This is a genomic window from Streptomyces sp. NPDC087270 (genome assembly GCF_044744625.1).
GTDB lineage: Bacteria > Actinomycetota > Actinomycetes > Streptomycetales > Streptomycetaceae > Actinacidiphila.
Genome location: NZ_JBIUYR010000007.1, coordinates 355,915 through 378,116, shown reverse-complemented (window position 1 = coordinate 378,116; position 22,202 = coordinate 355,915). Strand labels below are relative to the sequence as shown.

Annotated in this window: 17 protein-coding genes; 5 read left to right on the top strand and 12 right to left on the bottom strand. The window is 73.8% G+C overall.

Going from position 1 to position 22,202, the window contains the following annotated elements; all coding sequences use genetic code 11:
- Window positions 1-252: 252 nt before the first annotated feature.
- Window positions 253-627 carry an RNA polymerase-binding protein RbpA gene (locus ACIPAE_RS17245; RefSeq protein WP_031517570.1) on the top strand — a complete coding sequence of 125 codons (375 nt, stop codon included), beginning with the start codon at window positions 253-255 and terminating at the stop codon, window positions 625-627.
- Window positions 628-869: 242 nt separating this feature from the next.
- On the opposite strand, the gene fxsA is transcribed toward ACIPAE_RS17245, so the two are convergent.
- A complete protein-coding gene (gene fxsA, locus ACIPAE_RS17240; RefSeq protein WP_402445869.1) occupies window positions 870-1,487 on the bottom strand; it encodes an FxsA family membrane protein in 618 nt (205 codons plus the stop codon).
- Between the two features lie 90 nt (window positions 1,488-1,577).
- On the opposite strand from fxsA, the gene ACIPAE_RS17235 reads away from it, so the two are divergent.
- The gene (locus ACIPAE_RS17235) at window positions 1,578-2,420 is read left to right on the top strand and encodes a DUF1345 domain-containing protein (protein ID WP_366410080.1); all 843 of its coding nucleotides are present in this window, start codon (window positions 1,578-1,580) and stop codon (window positions 2,418-2,420) included.
- Between the two features lie 23 nt (window positions 2,421-2,443).
- Here the strand turns inward: ACIPAE_RS17235 and ACIPAE_RS17230 are convergent, their stop codons facing one another.
- From ACIPAE_RS17230 to ACIPAE_RS17210, 5 genes are all read right to left on the bottom strand, one after another.
- The gene (locus tag ACIPAE_RS17230) at window positions 2,444-3,214 is read right to left on the bottom strand and encodes a polyprenol monophosphomannose synthase (protein ID WP_329371737.1); all 771 of its coding nucleotides are present in this window, start codon (window positions 3,212-3,214) and stop codon (window positions 2,444-2,446) included.
- Window positions 3,211-4,851 (bottom strand): apolipoprotein N-acyltransferase, encoded by a 1,641-nt coding sequence (gene lnt, locus ACIPAE_RS17225; RefSeq protein ID WP_402445941.1) that lies wholly within the window; start codon window positions 4,849-4,851, stop codon window positions 3,211-3,213. The genes ACIPAE_RS17230 and lnt overlap by 4 nt, the downstream gene beginning before the upstream one ends.
- Window positions 4,852-5,537: 686 nt before the next feature.
- Window positions 5,538-7,232 carry an amidohydrolase gene (locus tag ACIPAE_RS17220; RefSeq protein WP_402445865.1) on the bottom strand — a complete coding sequence of 565 codons (1,695 nt, stop codon included), beginning with the start codon at window positions 7,230-7,232 and terminating at the stop codon, window positions 5,538-5,540.
- A 30-nt stretch (window positions 7,233-7,262) separates the two neighbouring features.
- Window positions 7,263-7,703, bottom strand: coding sequence for an Lrp/AsnC family transcriptional regulator (locus ACIPAE_RS17215; protein WP_328473841.1), 441 nt, complete (start codon window positions 7,701-7,703; stop codon window positions 7,263-7,265).
- 65 nt (window positions 7,704-7,768) lie between these two features.
- The gene (locus tag ACIPAE_RS17210; RefSeq protein WP_402445863.1) at window positions 7,769-9,010 is read right to left on the bottom strand and encodes a D-arabinono-1,4-lactone oxidase; all 1,242 of its coding nucleotides are present in this window, start codon (window positions 9,008-9,010) and stop codon (window positions 7,769-7,771) included.
- A 329-nt stretch (window positions 9,011-9,339) separates the two neighbouring features.
- On the opposite strand from ACIPAE_RS17210, the gene ACIPAE_RS17205 reads away from it, so the two are divergent.
- On the top strand, window positions 9,340-9,816 hold the full coding sequence (locus ACIPAE_RS17205; RefSeq protein ID WP_402445861.1) for a hypothetical protein: 477 nt from the start codon (window positions 9,340-9,342) through the stop codon (window positions 9,814-9,816).
- A 66-nt stretch (window positions 9,817-9,882) separates the two neighbouring features.
- Here ACIPAE_RS17205 and ACIPAE_RS17200 read toward each other — a convergent pair whose 3' ends face one another.
- On the bottom strand, window positions 9,883-11,058 hold the full coding sequence (locus tag ACIPAE_RS17200; RefSeq protein WP_329371729.1) for an acyl-CoA dehydrogenase family protein: 1,176 nt from the start codon (window positions 11,056-11,058) through the stop codon (window positions 9,883-9,885).
- Window positions 11,059-11,379: 321 nt separating this feature from the next.
- Here ACIPAE_RS17200 and ACIPAE_RS17195 point away from each other — a divergent pair, with 321 nt between their 5' ends.
- Window positions 11,380-13,182 (top strand): serine/threonine-protein kinase, encoded by a 1,803-nt coding sequence (locus ACIPAE_RS17195; protein WP_402445857.1) that lies wholly within the window; start codon window positions 11,380-11,382, stop codon window positions 13,180-13,182.
- A gap of 63 nt (window positions 13,183-13,245) precedes the next feature.
- On the opposite strand, the gene ACIPAE_RS17190 is transcribed toward ACIPAE_RS17195, so the two are convergent.
- The 5 genes from ACIPAE_RS17190 to ACIPAE_RS17170 form a co-directional block, all read right to left on the bottom strand.
- The gene (locus ACIPAE_RS17190; protein ID WP_402445855.1) at window positions 13,246-15,555 is read right to left on the bottom strand and encodes a putative bifunctional diguanylate cyclase/phosphodiesterase; all 2,310 of its coding nucleotides are present in this window, start codon (window positions 15,553-15,555) and stop codon (window positions 13,246-13,248) included.
- Between the two features lie 332 nt (window positions 15,556-15,887).
- Complete coding sequence (locus tag ACIPAE_RS17185) at window positions 15,888-16,703, bottom strand: SAM-dependent methyltransferase (protein WP_329371723.1); 816 nt, start codon at window positions 16,701-16,703, stop codon at window positions 15,888-15,890.
- 302 nt (window positions 16,704-17,005) lie between these two features.
- Window positions 17,006-18,256: a carbohydrate-binding protein gene (locus tag ACIPAE_RS17180; RefSeq protein ID WP_329371721.1), complete on the bottom strand. Its 1,251-nt coding sequence runs from the start codon at window positions 18,254-18,256 to the stop codon at window positions 17,006-17,008.
- A gap of 262 nt (window positions 18,257-18,518) precedes the next feature.
- Window positions 18,519-19,943: a C39 family peptidase gene (locus ACIPAE_RS17175; protein ID WP_329371719.1), complete on the bottom strand. Its 1,425-nt coding sequence runs from the start codon at window positions 19,941-19,943 to the stop codon at window positions 18,519-18,521.
- A gap of 160 nt (window positions 19,944-20,103) precedes the next feature.
- Complete coding sequence (locus ACIPAE_RS17170) at window positions 20,104-21,243, bottom strand: Xaa-Pro peptidase family protein (protein ID WP_366410075.1); 1,140 nt, start codon at window positions 21,241-21,243, stop codon at window positions 20,104-20,106.
- A gap of 293 nt (window positions 21,244-21,536) precedes the next feature.
- Here ACIPAE_RS17170 and ACIPAE_RS17165 point away from each other — a divergent pair, with 293 nt between their 5' ends.
- Entirely contained in the window at window positions 21,537-22,154 is a 618-nt protein-coding gene (locus tag ACIPAE_RS17165; RefSeq protein ID WP_402445849.1) for a uridine kinase, read from the top strand.
- Window positions 22,155-22,202 lie beyond the last annotated feature (48 nt).

Genomic DNA, 22,202 nt, shown 5'->3' with positions numbered 1-22,202 from the left:
AGGGGTGCGGGCGGGTAGTGTACGCGGTTGGCCCAGCGAGCTGACCGCTACTGCACGCAAAAGATACGACGACAGCGGGTGACATATCCCGCCGAGTGTGACAAATGGGATGTCGCTGGGTAGAAACAGGGGCGACACGACGGGCGACGCATATCCCGAAACGGGAATCTTCACCGCCGACCGGACGTTGACCGGATGACGACGACAGCGACACCTGTCCTGTGGGCGACCAAAGCCCGGGAGGCACGATTCATGAGTGAGCGAGCTCTCCGCGGCACGCGACTCGGGGCCACCAGCTACGAGACCGACCGCGGCATCGATCTGGCCCCGCGCCAGACCGTTGAGTACGCATGCCGGAACGGCCATCGATTTGAGATGCCGTTTTCGGTTGAGGCCGAGATTCCTCCGGAGTGGGAGTGCCGCGCCTGCGGCCAGACCGCGCTTCTGGTGGACGGAGAAGGTCCCGAGGAGAAGACCACGAAGCCGGCGCGCACGCACTGGGACATGCTCATGGAGCGGCGCACGCTCGAAGAGTTGGAGGAAGTGCTGGCCGAACGGCTCGCCGTCCTCCGGTCCGGAGCGATGAACATCGCGGTGCATCCGCGCGACAACCGCAAGACCGCCTGACGGACCGGGTCCGCGGCGCCGCGGGCCCCACTCCGGGCCCGCATCCGCGGCCCCCGAACCCTTCCGCCCGGCCGGAGCATCCGCTCCGCGCCGGGCGTACCTATGCCGTCCTACGGTGTCCTGTGCGTGCCCGATCCTGTGCCGCCGGTCGCCGCGACCGACGGCAGGCCCCGCCGCCCGCCGTGGCAGGCCGAGAGGGCCGTGGCGGGCCGTGGCGGGCAGTCCGTGCCGGTTGCGGGCGGTCAGTCCCGGTTGATGACCTCGCCCTGGACCACCTTGTCCCCGGAGGAACCAGACCCGCCGCCCGAGCCGCTGCCGGAGCCGGGCCCACCACCGGGGCCGGCCCCGCCGCCGAAGCCGGGTCCACCGCCGAAGCCAGGTCCGCCGGGCCCTCCGAAGCCGCCCGCGGGCCCTCCCGGCGGCATCGGCACGGCGCGGCCGAGTATCGCCCGGTCCACCCGGCGCCCGATGAACGCCCGGGCCTGCGGGATCAGCAGGACCAGCGCGACCGCGTCGGAGACGAACCCGGGGATGATCAGCAGCAGCCCGCCCAGCATGGCCAGGCCGGTCCGGCCACCGCCCTGGGGCGGGCCGGGCTGCACCCCCTGCTGCTGGGCGTTCACGGATGCCGCGAGGTTCTGCCAGGCGCTGCGCCCGGCGCGCTTCACGGCGGCGGCGCCCAGCACGAACCCGGCGAGAATGCACAAAAAGACCACGAGCCAGTTGGTCGCCCCGGCCACCACCGTCAGCAGCCAGATCTCCAGCGCCACCCACACCGCGATCGCGATCGGCACGATGGTGCGAGCCCGCGAGCGACGCTGTCGCTGCGGCCTGACCGGGGGCGGTGTGTTCGTCGTCATATCTCAAGTGTGCCAAAGGCCGGGTAAAGCCCGTCGCCGGGCGCCCGTGGCGCTGGACTGGCGCCGTACCGGCCAGCGACGATGTGCGGCGTGACACACCCGGAGCCCTCCGACGACCCCGCGCCGCAGGCACACCAGCCCCGAGCCGCCGACCCGCACGCCGGATCACCCGGCGGTCCCGCCCCCGACGGCGACACCCTCGCCGACCGCCTGGCCCGGATCGAGGCCCTGCTCGTCCCCGCCCGGGCCGAACCCGGCACGGCCCGGAACGAGGCCGTACCGGCTTGGCGCCGGGCCACCCGGGGGGAGCCGCGTTGGGCCGCGACCGCCTCCGTGCTCGCGGTGGTGGCGATCCAGCTCGTGCTGCCCGACCGGCTGGTGGGCCACCCCCGGATTCTGGTCCCCGTGGTGGAGGCGGCCCTGCTCGCCTGCCTGATCGCGCTCAACCCGCACCGCATCGAGCGCGGCTCCCGTACGTACCGGGTGCTCAGCCTGGTGCTGACCCTGGCGATCGGGGCCGCGAACCTGTACTCCGTGGTCCTGCTGGTGCGCGGGCTGGCCGAGGGCACCGACCACACGCCGGCCGGGAGGCTGCTGCTGACCGGTGGCGCGATCTGGCTGATCAACGTCGTGATCTTCGCGCTCGCCTACTGGGAGCTGGACCGTGGCGGCCCGGCCGCCCGCGCGCACGGCGAGCAGGACGTGCCGGACCTCCTCTTCCCGCAGTTGCAGTCCCCGCAGCTGTCGCCTCCGCACTGGGAGCCCGCCTACCTGGACTACTTCTACCTCTCCTTCACCAACTCCACGGCGTTCAGCCCGACCGACGTGCTGCCGGTGACGCGGAAGGCGAAGCTGCTGATGATGGCGCAGTCCGCGGTGTCGCTGGTCACCGTGGTGCTGGTGGTGGCCCGGGCGGTCAACATCCTCAACTGACCGGCAGCGGCGGCCCGATGACGCTACGGCAGCTGGCGGCGCCCGGTGATCTTGCTCGCCCGCGCCCCGACGCCCCACGCGGTGACCCGCCACAGCGCCTCGGCCACGATGTTGCGGCTCATCTTGCTGTCACCGCGCTCGCGCTCCACGAAGGTGATCGGCACCTCGACCACGTGGAAACCCGCCTTCACCGCGCGCCAGGCCAGGTCCACCTGGAAGCAGTAGCCGGCGGAGGCGATGTCGCCCATGCCCAGGCTCTCCAGGGTCTGCCGCCGGAAGGCCCGGTAGCCGCCGGTGACGTCGCGGAGCGGCACGTCGAGCATCATCCGGGAGTAGGTGCTGCCGCCCCGGGAGAGGTACTCGCGGTGCTTGGGCCAGTTCACCACCCGGCCGCCGGGAATCCACCGGGAGCCGAGCACCAGGTCGGCGCTCTTCAACGCGGTGAGCAGCCGCGGCAGTTCCTCCGGCTGGTGCGATCCGTCGGCGTCCATCTCGACCAGCACGCCGTAGTCGTGGTCGATCCCCCACTGGAACCCGGCCAGGTAGGCGGCGCCGAGGCCCTCCTTGCCCTTGCGGTGCATCACGTGCACCTGCGGGTCGTCGGCGGCGAGTTCGTCCGCCAACTTGCCGGTGCCGTCAGGGCTGTTGTCATCGGCGATCAGGATGTCCGCTTCGGGCACCGACGCCCGGACCCGCTTGACGATCGGCCGGACGTTCTCCGCCTCGTTGTAGGTGGGGATGATGACCAGGACCCTGCCGAGGGAGTCGAAGCTCCGCTGCTCGTCCTCGTTCACTGCTGCGTCTGCCCTTTCGCCATGCGCGTGCGCTCCAGCCTGCCGATCGCGGTGGCGGCCGCGCAGGACAGAAGACCAACCATAGCGAGTGCCCACTCAGGTGCCGCACCGACTCGGTCCGCGATCGTCTTCTCGTCGCGCAGCGGAATGTCGGCGCTGATGACCTGCTGGGTGAACTCCTTGCTGCGCTTCTCGATCGTCCCGTCCGGCTCGACCACCGCGCTGATCCCACTGGTCGCCGCGGTGACCACGGCCCGGCCGTGCTCGACCGCGCGCAGCTTGGACATCGCGAGCTGCTGGTCGGGCTGGCCGGTGCGGCCGTAAGTTGCGTTGTTGGTCTGTACGACGATGGCGCGGGCTCCGGCGTTCACTGTGTCGCGCACAATTCCGTCGTAGGCCACCTCGAAGCAGATCACGTCGCCCAGCTTCGCCGGTCCGATCTGCATCACACCGCTGCCCTTACCTGGGTAGAAGTCCTTCGGGATCTCGTTCAGCATCGGGATGACCTTGGTCAACTCTTTACGGAACGGGACGTACTCGCCGAACGGCACCGGGTGCTGCTTCGTATAGTGCGCGCCCGGGCCGGTGACCGGGTCCCAGACGATCCCCTCGTTCTGCACATGCGCCTTGTCCGGGCCGTCGACCAGCGCGCCGACCAGCACCGGCACACCCACCGCCTGGACCGCCTCGGTGATCTTGTCGTACGCCTGCGGGTAGGTGAACGGGTCCAGGTCCGAGGAGTTCTCCGGCCACAGCACGATGTCGGGCTTGGGCACCTTGCCGGCCTTGATGTCCGCGGCGAGCTTGAGGGTGGCCTGCACGTGGTTGTCGAGGATCTTCATCGGGCGGCCGAGGAAGTGCATGCCGGGCTGCTGCACGTTGCCCTGCACGATGGCGACCTTCACGTGCCCGACGGCGTTGGTGTGGATCGGCACGAGCAGGCCGGACAGCAGCACGGCCGCGGCCAGGACGAGCGCCCCGGCCGCGGGCAGGACGCCCCGCACGGTCAGTGCCCGGGTCCGTGGCGCCTCGGGGCGGGCACGGTACGCCCGATGGGCGGCGAGCGCCGCCGCGGCCAGCAGGGCGCCGCTGAGCGCCACCGCGAAGCTCACCAGCGGGGCGCCGCCGAGCGCGGCGAGCGGGGTGAACGGCGACCCGGTGTTCGCGAACGCCAGCCGGCCCCAAGGGAATCCGCCGAACGGCAGCCGGTCGCGGACCAGTTCCTGGGTCACCCACAGGCACGCCGCCCACAGCGGCCACCACGGCAGCCGGCGGGCCACCACCATCAAGGCGGCCATCACCACCAGATAGAGCGCCTCGATCGCGGACAGGCCCACCACGGCGAGCCAGATCACCGACCGCAGCCACAGCAGCAGCCACAGGAAGAACGGGAACGCGAAGGCGAAGCCCAGCCAGGCGCCCTGGCGGACCGTGCGGCCCTCCAGCACCAGCGCGAGGCCGGCCACCGCGACCAGCGACAACGGCCACACGCCGTACGGCGGGAAGGCGGCGGCCATCATCAGGCCGAAGGCCGCGGCCACCCCGCTCCTGGGGGCCGCGGCCCTGGCGGTGGCCTTCCACCGGGCGCGCCGCGTCGCCGGTACGACCGGTACGACGGTCACGTCGGCGGCAGGCACGGCCACGGGGGGCGCCGCGGGGGCGTTCGGCGGACGCAGGCGCACGGGGGTGGCCTTCCTGCAGGTCGAGAGAGTTGTCGAAGGTGACCGTACCTCGTCTTCCTGGCGGTTCGGCCGGGGCGGGGTCCGCCCGTCCCGCCGATCCCCGTGGGTTCCCGGACCTCGCGGCACACGGGTGGCTCGCCGCGCCGTTCTCCCGGCGCGATCAGCCACTGACCAGGAGTGGTCCCTCAACCGGCGGAACGGGGCAGCCGGGCGGGTCAGGGCCCCAACGGGAGCGGGCCCGGACACCCTTCGGGCCGACCTGGGAACCGCTGGCTGCGGCTCGGCACCGAGGCCGTTGTCTACTGGGCGTCCGGGCCCTTCCCGGGTCACACCTGTCGATCGGGCGGCACTCCCCCCGCGTTCCGCGCCGCGGACGCTGGACCTGGCTGCCAGTGGCGGCGCGCGTGCGGCGCGGCGCCCCATGGCCCAGCGGTGTTCGACGCAACCGCGGAGAGCCCCCGGTCCGACGTCCTGTGGTGGACCTGGCCGAACCTACTCGCCCCCGACCAGCCACTGTCAACACCCCTGTGACCTGCGGACTCCCGGTAAATCAGCAGGTCAGTGGCGAGGCACCGGCGCGACCGCGACACGCCGCCACCGGTCCACCGCACACCGTTCGGCCGCATGCCGGAAAGCGCAGGTCACCCGTTCGGCGGGCGGTGGATCGTGCGGCCGGCGACGACCGTGCGCAGCGCGGTGGGCAGCGGCGCGCCGGGGGTGAGGTCGGGCAGGCCGGGGGTGCCGGAGCGGGGGTCGGTGGACCAGTTGGCGACGCGTTCGTCGGGGGTCTGCACGATCAGGTCGCCGACCTGCCAGACCGCGTAGTCGGCCGGGGCGCCGGGCACGAGCACGCCGGCGTCGTCGCGGCCGAGGGCGCGCCAGCCGCCGCGGGTGTGGGCGTTGAAGGCGGCGCGGGCGGAGATGCGGTGCTCGGGCGTGCGGTGGAAGGCGGCCGCGCGGACGGTGCCCCAGGGGTCGAGGGGGGTGACGGGGCTGTCGGAGCCGAGGACGAGCGGCACCCCGGCGCGGGTCATCGCGGCGTACGGGTTGAGGGTGCAGGCCCGCTCGCGGCCGAGGCGGGCCGCGTACATGCCGTCGTCGCCGCCCCAGGCCGCGTCGAAGGCGGGCTGCACGGACGCGATCAGGCCGTACTCCGCGAACGCGGCGATCGTCGCGTCGGTCATCGACTCGGCGTGCTCGACGCGGTGCCGCAGGGCCCGTACGCGGTCCAGGCCGGCCGTGGAGGCCGCCGCGCGCACTCCGTCGACCACGGCGGCCACCGCGGCGTCCCCGATGGCGTGGAAGCCCGCCTGGACCCCTGCCTGGGTGCACAGGGTGAGGTGGCGGGCGATGGTGTCGGCGTCGAGGTAGGTGACGCCGCGGTGGCCGGCCTCCGCGTCGGGGCCGTGGTCGGCGTACGGATCGTGCAGCGCGGCGGTGCGGGAGCCGAGCGAGCCGTCCACGAAGAGGTCACCGCCGGCGCCGACCGCGCCGAGGTCGCGCAGCCGCTCCAGGTCGGCCGGGCCGCTCACGGGCTCGGCCCAGTAGCCGTGCACGCGGGGACCGGGTTCTGCGGCGGCGAGGGCGAGCAGGCCGGTGAGGTCGTCCTGCGAGGAGATGTCGGGGCCGGCGCACTCGTGCAGGCTGCCGATGCCGCGGGCCGCGGCGTGCCGGAGCGCGGCGCGCTGGGCGGCGGCGCGCTGGGCGGGGGTCACGGCGGCGTACGCGGCCGCGCGGGCGGCGTGGTGGGCGTCGCGGGTGAGCGGGCCGGCCGGGTGGTGGCCGGGCAGGTCGGCGGCGCCGGGCACCAGGTCGAGCAGGGCGGTGGTGACGACGGCGGAGTGCACGTCGGTGCGGGCGAGGTAGAGCGGGCGGCCGTGCACCGCCCGGTCCAACTCCTCGCGGGTCGGCGGGCGGCCCTCGGGCCAGCGGGTGTCGTCCCAGCCGTGGCCGAGCAGCACCCGGTCGCCGGGGTGCGCGTCGGCGTACGCGGCGGTGCGGGCCAGCGCGTCCGCGAGGGTGGGAGCCGCGCCGAGGTCGAGGCCGGTCAGGGCGAGGCCGGTGGCCGTGGTGTGCACGTGGGCGTCGACGAAGGCGGGGGTGACCAGCGCGCCGTCGAGCTGGACGACCTGGTCCACGCCGTCGGCGAAGGAGTCGGCGGCGCCTTCCGAGCCGACCCAGGCCACCGTGTCGCCGTCGACCACCATCGCGGTGGCGAAGGGGTCGGCGGGGCTGTAGACGAAGCCGCCGCGCAGCAGCACGGTGCCGCCGGCGGGGCCGTCCAGGTCGTTCGGGTCGGGGGTCGTGGTCGCCGCTGCGGCGGGGCGCTGGTGCATACCGCCAGTCTCCCCCGGCCCGGGCCGGGATCAGATCCGGGGGGGCCTGGACTCGTAGGCGGTGGACAGGACCACGGTGGTGCGGGTGGAGACGCCGGCCAGCGACCGTATCCGGGAGAGCAGGTGCTCCAGCTCGATGGGCGCGGAGACCCGCACCTTGAGGATGTAGTTCTCGTCGCCGGCCACGCTGTGGCACGCCTCGATCTCGGGCACCTCGGCGAGCCGGTCGGCGATGTCGTCGGGCGCGCTGGGGTCGAACGGCTTGACGGAGATGAACGCGGTCAGCGACAGGCCGACCGCTTCCGGGTCGATGACGGCCGCGTACCCGCGGATGACGCCGCGCTGCTCCAGCCGGCGCACCCGCTGGTGCACGGCCGAGGTGGACAGGCCGGTGGCCTTGCCCAGGTCGGTGTAGCTCATCCGCCCGTCGGCGACGAGCAGTTCCACGATGTGCCGGTCCAGCTCCTCCACAGCCGACGACCTTACCGGCACGGAGGGGTTCGCGGTCACGGGACGGCCGGGCTCGGGCTGGTCGGTCATGGCACCAGCATCCGGCGCAGGAAGGCGTTGCCGAAGGTGCCGTCGGGGTCGGTGGCCGCGACCAGCGCCTGGAAGTCGGCCATCCGGGGGTAGAGGCCGCGGACGGTGGCGGGGTCGGTGGTGGCGAGTTTGCCCCAGTGCGGGCGGGCCGCGTAGGGGGCGAGGGCGGCCTCGATCCGGCCGAGCACGGGGGTGACGGCGGCCGGGTCCTGGCGCCAGGTGAAGTGCAGGGCGACGGTGTCCTGCCCGTAGGCGGGGCTGAGCCAGAGCCGGTCGGCGGCGACGGTGCGGACCTCGCAGATCTGCAGGACCGGCGCGACCGTCTCGCGCAGGGCGGCGACGGCGGCGATCGCGGCGGTGGCGTGGGTGCGCGGCACGAGGTACTCGGACTGGAGTTCCTCGCCGCTGCTGGGGGTGAACTCGGAGCGGAAGTGCGGCAGCCGCTCGTGCCAGGGGCCGGGGGTGCCGTCCTGCGGGGTGCAGTGGACCGGGTCGACGCCGGGCACGGGGTGCAGCGGGCCGGGGGCGGGCGCGGTCCAGGGCAGTTCGGGTTCGGGGGTGCCGTCGAGCCGCTTGAGCCATATCTGGGTGAAGCGGTCGGCGCGCCAGTCGGTGAAGAGGCTGACGCTGTAGGCGGCGCCGGTGAGCGCGTCGAAGTGGGTGAGGGCGTCGTCGAGCGCGAGGCCGGTGCGGGTGGTCTGCCGGACCTGGAAGGTGGGCACCACGTCGAGCGTGAGGTGGGTGGCGATGCCGAGCGCGCCGAGTGCGACGACGGCGCCGTCGAAGCGGTCGCCGTCCTTGTCGCGGCTGAGGTTGAGAGTGTCGCCGCCGGAGGTGACCAGGTCCAGGGCGGTCACGGAAGTGCCGAGCGAGCCGTTGGCGTCGCCGGAGCCGTGGGTGCCGGTGGCGACCGAGCCGGCCACCGAGATGTGCGGCAGGGAGGCGAGGTTGGGCAGCGCGAGGCCGTGGGCGTGCAGGTGCGCGGCGAGTTCGGCGTAGCGCACTCCGGCGGCGACGCGGACGGTGCCGGCGGCGCTGTCGATGTCGATCTCGGCCGGGAGCGCGGTGAGTTCGACGAGATCGCCGTCGGTGTCGGCGATCTCGTTGAAGGAGTGGCCGCTGCCGAGCGCCTTGACCCGGCGGCCGCCGGCCACGATCGCGCGCAGCTCGTCGAGGGTGGCGGGGCGGTGCACGCGTTCCGCGGCGAAGGTGAGGTTGCCCGCCCAGTTGGTCCGCATGCCGTGCCACTCCCGCCCGCCGGCTCTCCGCCGGCACAACCGCGCTGGTCCCCGCCCTTTCGCCACCCTATAAGGCGGGTCGGCGGGGCACGGCCCGGGGCATTCCGGGGGCGTACGGGCGCATGGCGGGGGCGCATCCACCGCCCACCCGGCGAGTGTGACGAAGGCCACACGGCGACCGTGCGGAGCACTCCGTATGGCGCGATTACCCGCGTAGCGCGGCGGGAAGTGCTCGCTATGGCCGCGTGCCTGATGCCGGGCCGGCCCAACGGAGGGCAACACCCAAGGGGGAACGCAGTATGCGTAACCATGTGCGCCACAGCCGCAGCGTGCGGACGACATCGGCCGTCGCGGAGGGGCACGAACGCGACCTCGTGCTCGCCCCGGCGCCCGCCCCCGCGGCCGAGGACGCGGACCTGGCCGACGGGTACGACGACGCCGAGGAGCCGTACACCGACGAGGAGGGTGCCGAGGAGGAGGGCACCGACCTCGCCGATGTCGTACGGCTGGCCTGCCCGGTCTGCGCGCGGCCGATCGCGGTGGCCGGCGACGACAGCGTGCTGCCGTCGCACGCGGTGTGCCCGAACCCCTGGCAGCCGTTCGGGCTGACCGTCTGCACCGGTTCCGGCCGCGCGGTCGCCGACGCGGGGTCCCTGGAGCCGCTGGTGCTCGCCCCCGCGACCGAGCAGTTCACGGCCGCGCTCCCGCTCGACTGGCGTACGCAGCCCTTCTCCCACGTCGGTGGGCCGGGCTCCCGCCCGATCCTCGTCCCCCTCCAGCGCGACGCCCACCCGCTCGCGGCCTAGGCGTCATCACCGCGAGCGCTGTCGACACGGCCCACGGCGGGAAGCCGTACCCCCCGCCGCGGGACGCTAGTCGCGGGACTCGGGTCCCACCAGGTGCCGGGCGATCACCATCCGCTGGATCTGGTTGGTGCCCTCGACGATCTGCAGCACCTTCGCCTCGCGCATGTACCGCTCGACCGGGAAGTCCGCGGTGTAGCCGTATCCCCCGAGCAGTTGCACCGCGTCCGTGGCGACCTGCATCGCGGTGTCCGTGCAGAACAGCTTCGCCATCGCCGCCCGCGCGCTGAAGTCCTGCCCGGCGTCGCGCAGTCGAGCCGCCGTCAGGTAGAGCGCGCGGCCCGCCTCGACCCGGGTGGCCATGTCGGCGAGCATGAACCGCAGCCCCTGGAAGTCCGCGATCGGGCGGCCGAACTGGCGGCGCTGCCCCATGTAGCCCACCGCGGCGTCGAGCGCGGCCTGCGCCACGCCGATCGCGCACGCGGCGATGCCCAGCCGCCCGGCGTCGAGCGCGGCCAGTGCGATCGCGAAGCCCTGGCCCTCCTCGCCGATCCGCCGCTCGTCGGCCACCTCGACCCCGTCGAAGTGCATCTGGGCGGTCGGCGAGCCCTTCATGCCCATCTTCCGCTCGGGCGCGCCCGCGCTCAGCCCGGACGCGTCGCCGGGCACGAGGAAGGCGGAGATGCCGTGCGCGCCCTCGCCGCCGGTGCGGGCCAGCACCGTGTAGAAGTCGGCGACGCCGCCGTGCGTGATCCACGCCTTGGTGCCGTCGATGGTCCAGGAGTCGCCATGGCGCACGGCCCGGGTGCGCAGGCTCGCCGCGTCGGAACCGGAGGTCGGCTCGGACAGGCAGTAGGCGCCGAGCAGTTCGCCGCCGAGCATCGCGGGCAGGTGGTCGGCGCGCTGCTGCTTGCCGCCGAACGCGGCCACCGCGTGGCAGGCCAGCGTGTGCACGCTGACACCGAGCCCCACGGTCAGGCGCGCGGCCGCCAGCTCCTCCAGCACCTGCAAGTAGACTTCGTACGGCTGGCCGCCGCCGCCGTGCTCCTCGGCGTAGGGCAGGCCGAGCAGTCCGGAGCTCCCGATCAGGGCCATGGTCTCCCGCGGGAAGCGCCCGGCCTCCTCCTCGGAGTCCGCGGCGGGCGCGATCTCGCGCCGGGCCAGGTCGCGGGTCAGGTCGAGCAGGAAGCGGGCCTCATCGGTGGGCAGCTGCCTTTCGACCGGCTGCGGGCCTTGCTGGGGCATGACGGCACTTCCTCCCTGTGGGGTGGCGGCGGCCCCTCGCCTGGGTGTGGTGGAGCCGTCCGGTGAGAACTACCCCGATCCCGTCGCGGTCTCCCACGCCGGGTCGCGGCAATGGTGATCAACGGGTCCGGCGGATGGAGTATGCCGTACGGCGGCGTCCCCGTCACAGGCGATTCCCCGCCACAAGCCCCCCGGCGGGTCCGCAACCGCGCGGGCGGCCGACCGCGTCCCCTGGTTCGGTGCCCGGGTGGTCCGGGCGGTCGCGGGTGATCCTGGCGGATGCCGGCGAACGAAGCGGAAGGGCCACGTACGCTGCTGCGCATGGAGAGCTTGGGGGCGGCCGATCCCCGTTCGGTGGGCGGGTATCCGCTCTTCGCACGGCTGGGAGCGGGCGGGATGGGACAGGTCTACCTGGCCCGCACGGTCGCGGGGCGGCCGCTGGCGCTGAAGACGGTCCGCGCGGAGTTCGGCCTGGACCCGGCGTTCGGCGAGCGGTTCGCCCGCGAGATCAGGAACGCGGACCGGGTGCGCTCGCCGTGGACCGCCGCCGTGGTCGACTACTCCCCCGTCGGCGCGAGCCCGCAGTGGCTGGCGACCGAGTACGTGGCCGCGCCGTCGCTGGCGGACTGGGTGCGCGAGCACGGGCCGCTGCCCGGCGACAGCGTGGCGGCGCTCGGCGTGGAGCTGTGCGAGGCCCTGCACGCGGTGCACCACGCCGGGCTCGCGCACCGTGACGTGAAACCGTCGAACGTCCTGCTGCCGCGGGCCCGTCCGCTGCTGATCGACTTCGGCATCGCCCGTGCCGCCGAGGACACCCGGCACACCAGCACCGGTGCGATGATCGGCTCGCCCGGCTACATGGCACCCGAGCAGGCGGCCTCCGGGACCTCCGCCGAGCCCGGCGACCTGTTCTCGCTCGGCGCGGTGCTGGTCTACGCGGCGACCGGCCGCGGCCCGTTCAACCACCCCGGGGAGACCGCCTCGACGCCGGCGCTGCTGTACCGCGTGGTGCACGAGGAGCCGGACCTGAGCGGAGTGCCCGCCGCGCTGCTGCCGGCGCTGACCGCGCTGCTGGCCAAGAGCCCCGCGGACCGTCCGACCGCGCTGGGGGCGGCCGAGTTGCTGCGCGGACCGGGCGGGGCGGCTGCCGCGCCGTCGCCCTGGTCCGGGCACCTGCCGCCGGGGCTGCCCGACGAACTGGCCGCCCGCGAGGAGGAGATGCGGGCGACGCTGGGCGATCCGCCGGCGCCCGACGCCGGCCCGGGCCCCGCCGGTCCCGCCGAGCCGCCGGCCAAGCCCGCGACGGCGCCCCCGGCCGCTCCGCCCGCGTCCGGCGCCCCGCCGGTGGCGGCCACCACGCCCTACGGTCCGGCGTCCACGACGTTCCGGCACCCGGCCTACCAGGGGCCGCCGGCGGCCACCGGGCAGCCGGCTCAGGGCCCTCCCGGGCAACCGCTCGCACCGCCCGCCCACGGCTCGCCCGGCGGCCCGAACCGCGGCGGGGGCCGGCGGACCACGGTCGTCGCCGCGGCGGCGGTCGCCGTCGTCCTGGTGGTCGTGGGCACCCTCGCGGTGCACCGCTGGCGGCAGCACACGGGCTCCGGCGACGGCTCGAACGCGGACGCGCCCACCACCTCGGCCACCGCGACCACGAACGGAACGGGCGCGGCCGGCGGCTCCACCGGCAGCGGCGACTCCGGCTCCGGTTCGGGCTCCGATTCGGGTTCCGATTCGGGCGACAAGCTGCCCTCCTCCTGGATCGGCACCTGGTCCGGTGTCGGTCCCGGCCTGGCCTCGGTCACCGGGAAGACGAAGGTCACCCTCACCCTCACCGGCGGCACGCGCGGGAGCGTGGTCGGCAAGGAGGTCACCCACGTCACCGCGCTGCTCTCCGGCCAGGACATCGGCTGCACCGACACGCTCAGCTTCAGCGAGCAGGAGGGCTCCACCGTGATCTTCCAGGCGGTGGCCAGCGCCCCGTCCGACCCGTCCAGCGGCACCGTGTGCGTCCAGGGCCGGATCTACACCCTCAGCATCGACAGCGGCGGCGACACGCTGCGGCTCGCCGACTTCAGCGGCGGCCAGTCGGTGGGTGCGCCCGACACGTTCACCAAGCAGAACTGACCGGTCGTCACGGGCCGGCCGCCGGCCCGCCGACCAACCGGCCGGGCGCCGGCGCGGGCGGCCTCAGCTGGCGTCGGCGAGCAGGAGGGTGCCCAACTGCTCGGGCGGGGCGGGACGTCCGTAGAACCAGCCCTGGCCGGTGTCGCAGCCCAGGTCCCGCAGGTAGTCGGCCTGGGCGCTGGTCTCGACGCCCTCGACGGTGACGGACAGGCCGAGGCCGTGCGCGAGGGAGACGATGCCCTCGACGATCTTCAGGTCGACCGGGTCGGCGGGGTGGTGGCTCATCCCCCGGGAGAAGGCGCGGTCGAGCTTGAGCACGCTGACGGGCAGCCAGCGCAGCGAGGAGAGGTTGGAGTAGCCGGTGCCGAAGTCGTCCAGGGCGATCTCGACACCGAGGTCGGCGATCCGGCGCAGCGGCTTCAACGCGTCCTGGTCGGCGCCGATCAGCGCGCTCTCGGTGACCTCCAGGCAGAGCGACTCCGGGGCGAGCCCGCTGTCGTCCAGCACCCGGGTCACCTCGGCGACCAGGTCGGGGTGGTGCAGCTGGATCGGCGAGAGGTTGACGTTCACCCGGGGGGCGCGTGCGCCGTGGTGGCTGCGCTGCCACACCTCGGCCTGCCGGACGGCCTGCTCCAGCACCCAGCGGCCGAGCGGCACGATCTGCCCGGTGTGCTCGGCGAGCGGGATGAACCGGTCCGGCCCGAGCACGCCGTGCACCGGGTGGCCCCAGCGGACCAGGGCCTCCGCGCCGTGCACCACGCCGTCGCTGAGCCCGATCAGCGGCTGGTACTCCACGAAGAACTCGCCGCGCTCCAGGGCGCCCGGCAGCCGGTTGGTGAGGCTGTGCCGGGTGATCGCGCGGGCGTCGGCGTCGGGGTCGGCGACCTCGTAGCGGTTGCCGCCCAGTTCCTTGGCGCGGTACATGGTGATGTCGGCGCTGCGCAGCACGTCGGCGGCGGCGTGCGAGGCGGTCGGGGTGAGCACGATGCCGATGCTGCCGTGCACCGGCAGTTCGCGGCCGTCGAGGAGCACGGGCGCGGACAGCGCGGACAGGATGCGGCCGGCCAGATCGGTGACGGCCTCCAGGCTCGGCGGGTCGGTGTAGAGGGCGACGAACTCGTCGCCGCCGATCCTGGCCACGAGCTGGTCGGGCGTGGTCAGGCAGTCCCGCAGCCGCTCGGCGACGGCGACCAGGAGCTGGTCGCCCACCGCGTGGCCGAGGCTGTCGTTGACCGCCTTGAAGCCGTCGAGGTCGAGGTAGCACAGGCCGATCCGGCGGCCCGGGCCCGTACCGCCGCCGTCGGTGGAGGCGGTGGGGGCGGTGGGGGCGCCGGTCGCCGGGGCGGCTGCGCGGTGTGAGCGGTCGCCCGGTGTGCCGCCGTCGGCGCCTTGCTCGGGCGAGGCGGGGGCCGCCGTCGCGGCGGATACCCCGGGCGCGTCGGTCTCGGCTGTCGCGGCGAGTGCCTGGTCGAGCCGTTCGAAGAACAGGGCGCGGTTGGGCAGGCCGGTGAGGGCGTCGTGGGTGGCCTCGTGGCGCAGCCGGTGCAGCAGCTGGCGGCGCTCGGTGATGTCCTCCAGCAGGGCGAGTTGGTACTGGGGGCTGCCGGTGGCGTCGCGGAGCAGGGAGACCTGGAGGTTGGCCCACAGCACGGAGCCGTCGGCCCGGGGGTACGCCTTCTCGATGTGGTAGCCGTCGCGTTCGCCGCGGACCAGTTCGCCGTTGAGGGCGACGGTGGTCGCCGCGTTGTCGGGGTGGGCCCACTCCGAGACGGTGCGCTGCATGACGTGCTTCTCGCCGCCGAACATCCGGCTGAGCGCGTCGTTGACCTCCACGACACGGCCGTCCAGGTCGGCGATGCCGATGCCGACGGCGGCCCCCTCGAAGACCGCGCGGAAGCGGGCCTCGCTGGCGGCCAGCGCGCGTTCGGCGTCGGCCTGGGCGGCCAGCGCGGCCCGGGAGATGGACTCCTGCTCGTTCAGGGTGCGTTCGCGCAGCGCCTGGGAGAACCCGACGGCGACGGCGTGCTGGAGGCGGGAGCAGCGGGCGCGCGCCTCGTCGGCGGGCAGGCCGCCGCCGGGCGGGCAGTACAGCACGAGATAGGCGTCGATGATGCCGAGGATGCTGGGCAGCGCCTCGGGGTCGGTGCAGTGCGCGCCGACCAGGGCGGCACCGACCGGCACGGCGGCGCGCGGGTCGAACCGGTCGGCGCTCAGCGCGTCGCTGAGCACGCGGGCCAACGGCCTCAGGTACGACTCCAGTTCGGCCCGCGTCATGGAGGTTGCGGTCAGCGGGTAGACCGCGCGGCCCCATATGGCGGCGAACCTGCGCAGGTTGTCCTCCGCCTCGGCCTCCGCCTCCGCCTCCGCCTCCACTTGAGCTTGCGCTTGGGCTTGCGCGGAACCCTCCGTCCCGGCGTGGGCTTCCACTTCGGCGGCGGATTCCGCCTCGGCGCCCGCCTCCGCCTCGGCGGGGCCCGCCGTCCGGGCGGTGTCTGCCGTCCGGGCGGGCACCGCGGTTGCGGCTCGGGCTCTGTTTGCGGCGGTGACCCCGCTCCCGTCGACGGCTCCGGTGGCGCCGGACGCTCCGATTTCGGCCGCGGCCGCGCTCCCTGACGCGCTCGTGGTCACGCTCCCGGATACGCTTCCGGACGCGGCGGCCGGCTCCCCGCCGGCCCGCCGCGCCGCGTCCCCGGCCGGCTCGGCGGTCACGCCTTCAGCCCCACACCGGCGAGGCCGTGCAGCACCGACGGGTCGTCGTCGTCGGCCGGCGGGGTGTCGGGCCGCCAGAAGGGCAACGGCACGATGCCCGGCTCCACGATGTCGAAGCCGTCGAAGAAGGGCTCCAACTCGGCGGCGGTGCGCATGATCAGCGGGGTGCTGGTGCGCTGGTAGACCTTCTGGACACCGCGCTGGCCGGCCGGCGTCGGGCCGTACTCGACAGTCGCGTGGGTGATGACCATGACGCTGCCGGGGGCCAGCGCGTCGCGCAGGGTGGCGATGAGTTCGGCGGGGCGGTCGTCGTCGGCGAGGAAGTGGACGACGGCCACCAGCATCAGCGCGACCGGCCGGGACAGGTCGAGCAGCCTGCCGGTCTCGGGGGCGTCGAGGATCGACCGGGGGTCGCGCAGGTCGGCGGCGACGATCGTCGCGTCGTCGTTGCCGTCCAGGACGGCGCGGCTGTGGGCGACCGCGACCGGGTCGTTGTCGACGTAGACGACGCGGGCGCCGGGGTGGCCGGCCTGGGCGACCTCGTGGACGTTGCCGAAGGTGGGGATGCCCGAGCCGATGTCCAGGAACTGGGTGATCCCGCGGTCCAGGGCGAAGTCCACCGCCCTGCGCATGACGGCCCGGTTGGCCTGGCCGATCTTGGGTATCCCCGGCAGCGCGCTGAGCGCGACCCGAGCCGCTTCCCGGTCGACCTCGAAGTTGTGCGAGCCGCCCAGGAAGTAGTCGTAGATCCGGGACACGCTCGGCACGGTGATGTCGATGCCTTGCGGGGCCCAGGACGGTCGCTCGGTCACGGTCGGTGTCTCCAGGTCGGGGGGAGTGCGGACACGGCAGGCGGGCACGGCCGGATCGGGCAGACTCCCGGATGCTCAACCGAGGTTACTGATCACATGTTCGGAGTGAAGCACATAACCGGAAAAGCGAGGTCCGTTTTGGTCGGCTACCACCGGCATGTGCATATGCGAAAACGCGCACGTGCGGAGATGCGCACCCAGCCGAAAGGGCCCGTGGCGCAAGCGCGCCACGGGCCCGACCTCGGCTTTCGAGATCCGTGCGGATCAGTGCTGCGACCGGCGCGTGCGCCGGCCCTGACGGCTCAGCAGGCGCCCTCGTCCTTCCACACGCCCCACTCACCGGTGGTGCCGGGCTGCTCGTTCGTGGTCCACCACTGCGCGAGCCACTTGTGGCCGCCGTACGAGACCTCGTCGCCGCCGTTGTAGACCGCGGACGCGCTCCAGGCGGACACGCTCGCGCAGTCGCCGCCGCCCGGCGGGCTGGTGGGCGGGGTGGTGGGCGGCGTGGTCGGCGGGTCGGTGGGCGGGGTCGCGCCGGCGAACTTCACGGAGTACTTGGCGAAGTCCCAGGCGCCCTGCGGAACCGAGCTGCACGTACCGGACGTGGTGCCGTTGTTGTCCGGCGGGGTGCACTGGCGGTCGCGGTTGAGCGACCAGAAGGTGAAGCGGCCCATGCCGTGGCTGGTGGCGTAGTCCAGCACGGTCTGGAAGTCCGCCTGGTAGAAGTACTCCCCCGAGTCACTGCGGCCGTTCATGCCGGAGAAGCCCTCGTGGGCGTAGGCGGTGGCGGCGTCCCAACCGAAGGTGCTCTGGAGCAGCCCGTTGAACGCGGTCAGGGCCGCGGTCTGGGAGGCGGCGCCGCTGAAGCCGCCGTCGAACGGCATGATGGAGAAGTTGTTCGGGGTGAAGCCGAGCGACTTGGCCTCGTTGAGCATCTGCTGGCCGAACCAGCCGGTGCCGGCCGCGGTGCCCGCGGTGGTGACCGAGATGTAGATGCCGGGGTTGTTCCGCTGCAGGATCTGGGCGGCGCCCAGCTCGTTGGCGACCGCCGCGGTGTTCTCGTACTCCGGCTCCTCCAGGTCGAAGTCGATCGCCTTGAGCTGGTACTTGGTGACGACCTGCTGGTACGCGGCCGCGGTCGAGGCCGCGTCGGAACACGCCTGGCCGAGCTTGGTGCCGCCGTAGCCGCCGATCGAGACGGAGACGTCGCCGCCCTTGGCGCGGATCGCGGCGATGGTGCTCGCGACCGAGGTGTCCGAGGAGACCGCGTTGGTGCCGCCCCAGGTGGGGCTGCAGCCGCCGCCGTTGGGGGCGAGGATGAAGGCGAGCTGGAACGCCTTGAGCCCGGTGGCGTCCATGATCGCGGTGGCGTCCGGCGGGTCGTTGTCCAGCGGCATCAGATAGGGCGCGGCGGCGTACCAGTTGTTGCCGAGCGCGCTCGCGGTGGGTGCCGCGCTGGCCTGGCCGGTGCCGAGGGCGGCGGCGGTGCCCAGCCCGGCGACGGCGAGCACCGCGGCGGCCACTCCCGTGCCGAGGGCTTTGAGACGGTTCACGTCGGACCTCCTGTGGGGGAACGTGGCAGCAGGTTCCTGCGATGATCCGAACACGTCAATAGGTTGGTCCAGACCTTTGGGTCAATCCACAAATTGGTCTCTACCAGTTGGACCACGTGAAAAGGGCCCCGACCCCGCGGAAGACGCGGGACCGGGGCCCTGGAGCCGTCGTGCCGTCGAACCGTCAGCTGTCGTGCCGTCAGCCGTCATGCCGTCGAACCGTCAGCTGTGGAGCCGTCAGCCGTCCAGCCGTCGAAGGGACTCAGACGACGCCGACGGAGGCGAGCGCGCGCTTCTGCCCGGGGCTCGGCTTCGCCGGGAAGTACAGGTACACCACGCCGCCGGAGCCGGAGCCGACCGAGCCGGTCGCGGTGATCCGCTTCGTCCGCAGCCACACCGTCTCGAACTGGGCGCGCTTGTAGACGTTGCGCACCGCGTCGTCGCTCTCGCTCGCCGGGTCGTTCATGATCACGTCGCCCTCGGCGGTGAAGCCGACCATGCACATCAGGTGGCCCGAGGTGCTGTAGTTGGACCCGTCCAGCTCGCTGGCCAGGAACGACTGTGACGTTATCACCGGGATGCCGGCCTTGATCAGCCGCTCCGCGTCGTTGAGCGAGTGCAACTGGGTGACGACGCCCTGCATGTCCTTGTACGTGGCCGCGTAGGCCGCGTTGAACGGCCAGTTGCCACAGCCCTCGTACTGGTAGTCGTACGTGTAGCGGGCTCCCTGGTCGACCTGCGGGTCGGCGTAGGAGGGGTCCACCCAGGCCAGGTCGGCCGCGGTCGGGCCGCGGCCCCAGTACTCGATGCACATGGTGGACGAGGTGGGGCTGCACCACGCCTCGCCGCCGTTGTCGTACTGCGGGTACTGGCCCTTGTGGATGTCCTGCGAGTAGCGCGGCACCGGCAGTTCGACGGCGCCCTTCAGGCTCGGCACGGACGCGGGCACCGTGTAGCGGTCGGGGATGTTCGAGGCGAACGCGCCGACCCGCCACACGGTCGGGGTGTCGTGGCTGCCGGGCTTGCGGTAGAGGGTGACCCGCAGCCGGTAGGAGGCGAGCAGCTTGCCCGCAGTGGCGTCGTCGATCGAGAACGTGTCGGTGTAGATGCTGCTGGTGTCGTCGCCCTGGTCGTCGACGGAGGTGCGGCGGATGTCCTCGTCGCTGTCGCCGGAGGTCCAGCGGCCCATCACGTAGGCCGGAGTGGCGGTGCCGTCGGTGTAGGTGCCCAGCAGCTCCACCTGAATCCAGGTGCCCGCGGGCGTCCGCGCGTTCCACGAGGAGACCAGCTCGGTGGCGGGGTGCGGGAGCTTGCGCGCCGGCGACGTCCAGGAGGCGTACTCGTACGTGGCGGTCTTGCCGGTGTGCGGGTCGGTGTAGTCCGACGTGCCGGCCGGGCGGACGATCCGCACCCCGGGGCGGGAGCCGGGCACCGGGAGGGTGCCCTGGTGCTCGCCGAACAGCCAGTCGGGGTAGGTGCTCCAGCCGTGGTAGTCGACCGGCGCGGGGTCGGCCGCGGCGGCGCCGCCCTTGCCGCCGCTGTGCGCGGCCCGCCCCGCGGCGGTCCCGGTGCCGGCCGGCGCGGCGGCCGGGGCGGCGGAAGCGGTCTGCGCGTTCGAGGCGGCGACGCCGGCCGCGGCGGCGAGCGCGGCGGTCAGCACGGCACGCCGGGGCGCGTTACTGGTCATGATGGGTGGTACCTCGGTTCCCCTCGACGTGAACGGGAGATGGCCCGTCCGGGCCCTGCTGGGGCACGGTGGGTGCCGACCACTATCGTCGCTGACCGGGTCGTTCCACCAGGGGTGCCGTGTTCCCAGACCGATCAATATTGGACTGGACCACTGGCGGTCACCCGGGAAGAACCACCAGGTCACGCCCGGTCAGATTGAGCCGCTCGCCGCCTTCTTCGGTGCACACCGCGATGTCCTCGATGCGCGCGCCGAACCGGCCGGGCAGGTAGATCCCCGGCTCGACCGAGAACGCCATCCCCGGCTCCAGCGGCCGGGCGCTGCCCGTCACGATGTACGGCTCCTCGTGGGTCTCCAGGCCGATGCCGTGGCCGGTGCGGTGGATGAAGTGCTCGCCGTACCCGGCCGCGGCGATCCGGTCCCGGCCCACCGCGTCGAGCTGCTCCGCGGTGATCCCGGGGCGCACCGCGTCCGTCTGCGCGGTCTGGGCGGCGAGCAGCACCTCGTACAACTCCCGGAAGGCGGCGGGCGGTTCGCCGACCGCGTAGGTGCGGGTGGAGTCCGAGCAGTATCCGTCGGGGGTGGTGCCGCCGATGTCCACCACCACCGGGTCGCCGGACTTCACCACCCGGTCGGAGACCTCGTGGTGCGGGCTGGCGCCGTTCGGTCCCGAGCCGACGATCACGAAGTCGACGGTGGCGTGGCCGGCCGCGATGATCGCGTCGGCGATGTCCTTGCCGATCTCGCGTTCGGTGCGGCCGGGCCGCAGCCACTCGCCGATCCGGCGGTGCACCCGGTCGATCGCCGCGCCCGCCCGGCGCAGCGCCTCGACCTCGGCGGGGCTCTTGCGCATCCGCAGCACCGACAGCACGTCACCGGCCAGGCCCGCCTGGGCGGCGGGCAGCGCGGCCTGGAAGGCGAGCAGCTTCTCGGCCCACATGTGGTTGTCGACCGCGAAACGGGTGACGTGCGGCGGCAGTCGCCGGGCGATCATCGCGTACGCGTCGTCGGTCTCGGCGAAGCCGGTGATCTCCACGCCGAGGGCGCCGGCCGGGGACGCCTCGGCGGCCGCCTTCTCCAGTTCGGGCACCACCAGGAACGGGTCGCCGGCCGCCGGCAGCACCAGGCACGTCAGCCGTTCCAGCGGCAGGGCCTGATACCCGGTCAGATAGCGGAGGTCGGCGCCCGGGGAGACGAGGAGGGCGTCCAGCCCGGCGTCCTCGGCGGCCTGGCGGGCCCGGGCCAGTCGCTCCGGCGGAAACAGTTCGGCTGCGCCGGCCTTGCCGGTGGATTCGCTCACCCCCCTACGGTAGACGGCCGCGCCGCGCCGCGCCGGAAGGACGTCCGACCGTTTCGGCCGGCTCGACGCGGGACGGCGCCCCATGCGGGGCGGTGCGACGCGGGACGGCGCCCCATGCGGGGCGGTGCGACGCGGGACGGCGCCCCATGCGGGGCGGTGCCCGGCCCGGGAAGGTGCCCGACGCGAGACCGGGGGCCCGGGGCGCGGGCCCACCGTTGCGGCAGCCGCTCCCCCGCGGGGGCGCCGGGCGGGCGGCTCGGCGAGGCGGGCCGTATGGTCGCGGGGTGGCGGATATGACGTTGACGGAGATGGCCGCGGGCATGGGCGGCCTGGCGCCGTCGTGCGGCCGGACCCGGCTGATCGCGGTGGACGGTCACGCGGGTGCCGGAAAGACCACCCTCGCCAGGCACCTCGCGGCGGCGCTCGGCGGCAGCCCGGTCGTCCACACGGACGACCTGGCCACGCACGAGCAGCCGTTCGACTGGACGGGCCGGCTGGCGGCGCAGGTGCTCGGCCCGCTCGGCGCCGGCCGAGGCGCGGTGCACGAGGTCTACGACTGGCACGCGCGCCGGTTCGCGGGCGAGCAGACGGTGGACGCGGCGCCGTGCGTCGTGCTGGAAGGCGTCGGCACCGGCCGGGCCGCGCTGCGGCCCCACCTCGCGCTGGTGCTGTGGCTGGAGGTCGGCCCGGCCGAGGCGCGGCGGCGCGGACTGCGCCGGGACGGGCCGGAGTTGACCCCGTTCTGGACCGGCTGGACCGCCGCCGAGGACGCGCACTTCGCCGCCGACCCGACCCGCCCGTACGCCGACCTCCTGGTCCACCAGGACCAGGAAGGCGGCTACCGGTTCACCCCGGGCCCCGCGGCCCGCGCGGCGCAGCACCCGAACCCCGCCGACCGCTACGGTCGGTGAGCATCCGATGCCTGCCCGCTGCGGACCCCGACGGCCGGACCCGCACCG